The following is a 1784-nucleotide window of genomic DNA, read 5'->3' as shown; positions in this document are numbered from 1 at the left end:
ATCCTGCACCCGCAGCTGACCGTCCGCCGGGCGCTGCGGTACGCGGCCGAGCTGCGGTTCCCCGCTGATACCCCGGCGGCCGAGCGCAACGCGCGGGTCGATGAGGTGATCGGCGAGCTGGGGCTGGCCGACCAGGCGGAGCAGCGGATCAGCACCCTCTCCGGTGGGCAGCGCAAGCGCACGAGTGTGGCGCTGGAGCTGCTCACCCGCCCGTCGCTGCTCTTCCTCGACGAGCCGACGTCCGGGCTGGACCCGGGCATGGACAAGTCGGTGATGCAGACCCTGCGCACACTGGCCGACGACGGCCGGACGGTGGTCGTCGTCACGCACTCACCCGCGCAGCTCGACCTGTGCGACCGGCTGCTCGTGCTCGCGTCGGGCGGCCAGCTCGCCTATTTCGGCCCGCCCGGCGAGGCGCTCGCGTACTTCGGCCAGCATGACTTCGCGGACATGTTCCTGCTGCTCGACCGGTCCCGGGAGGTCGACTGGACGGCCCGCTTCCGGGCTTCGCCCGAGTACGCACGGTACGGGATGCCGAGCGGCACGGCGCAGCCCGCGGCGCGTCCGGCGCGATCCGTACCGGACGCGCCGCCGCGCCAGCAGCCGGCGCTGCGCCAGTTCGTCGTGCTCGCCCGCCGTTACTTCGCGGTGATCGCGGCCGATCGGGCCTACGCGCTGTTCCTACTGGCGCTGCCGCTGGTGCTGAGCCTGTTCGCACGGCTGCTTCCGGGCGGGCACGGACTGTCGTGGAAAAGCCGGCAGGCCGGCCCCGACAGTGACATCGCGCCGCTCATGCTCGTGCTCGTGCTCGGGTGCGCGTTCACGGGATTCGCCGGAGCGTTCCGCGAACTGGTCAAGGAGCGCTCCGTCTTCCGCCGCGAGCAGGCGATTGGGCTCTCGCGCGGCGCTTACCTCTGGTCGAAGCTCGCCGTGCTGGGCCTGATCAGCAGCGCTCAGGCCGTGATCCTGGCCTTCGCCGGACTGTACGGCCAGCCAGCACCGGACAGGCCACTCGCGCTGAGCCAGCATGGGGTGACCGAGGTTGCCGTCGCCATGGTCGCGGTCGCGCTGGCCGCAATGGCTCAAGGGCTGCTGGTCTCAGCACTGATCGCAAACGCCGACCGCGGCATGCCGATCCTCGTGCTCGTCCTGCTGTTGCAGCTGCTGCTGTGTGGGCTGCTCATCCCGCTGGACGGCCATCCGCCGCTGGAACAGCTCGCATACTTGATGCCGGCCCGGTGGGGGTTCGCGATGCTCGCGGCGACAACCGGCTACCGCCAGACCCCGGCCAACCCCAAGATCGACCCGCTGTGGACAGCCGACGTCCACACCTGGACACTTGACCTCGCCGCGCTTGTGCTATTGACCGCAGCCATCGTATCGGCGATATGGCCGGTCCTGCGCCGCGGGTCCGCACCCCGGAAGGGCCGGTGACCGAGCGCGCCGCGTCCTGGGCGAGCTGCCGGCGGAGGTACTCGTTACGGGACAGACCGAGCCGGGCGGTGTGCGCCTCGACAGCGGCCAGCACGTCATCGGGCACGTCACGGATGAGCACATCGGACATCAGCAGCATCTCCAAGCGATATCCGATGCTCTTGGAGGCGTGGCCCGCGGCCTGGGCAAGCGGCGGGATTGTGGGCCGTCGTGGCTTTGTCAGCGGCTTCCCGGGGATGTCACCGACTGTCTCGATGACGTCGGTTCGGATGGCGGGTTGACCCCATCTCTGCGAAGGAGCACACCATGGCCGAAGCGGTGGCAATCCCTGGACGGACGGACGGGGAAGC

1 protein-coding gene and 1 pseudogene are annotated in these 1784 nt (G+C 70.1%); one reads left to right on the top strand and one right to left on the bottom strand.

All coding sequences use genetic code 11. The features are described 5' to 3' along the window. On the top strand, nt 1-1434 hold a 1434-nt coding region (locus tag MJ785_RS08800; protein ID WP_239380375.1), incomplete at its 5' end, for an ABC transporter permease. 1 nt (nt 1435) lies between these two features. Here MJ785_RS08800 and MJ785_RS22215 read toward each other — a convergent pair. Continuing rightward, nucleotides 1436-1564: pseudogene (locus MJ785_RS22215) on the bottom strand (ribbon-helix-helix protein, CopG family); the annotation flags it as partial. Between the last annotated feature and the right edge of the window lie 220 nt (nt 1565-1784).

Source organism: Protofrankia sp. CiT1 (assembly GCF_917627335.1).
Classification (GTDB): domain Bacteria; phylum Actinomycetota; class Actinomycetes; order Frankiales; family Frankiaceae; genus Protofrankia.
Note: the sequence above shows the minus strand (reverse complement) of the source record. Positions and strands in the feature narration are given on the sequence as shown.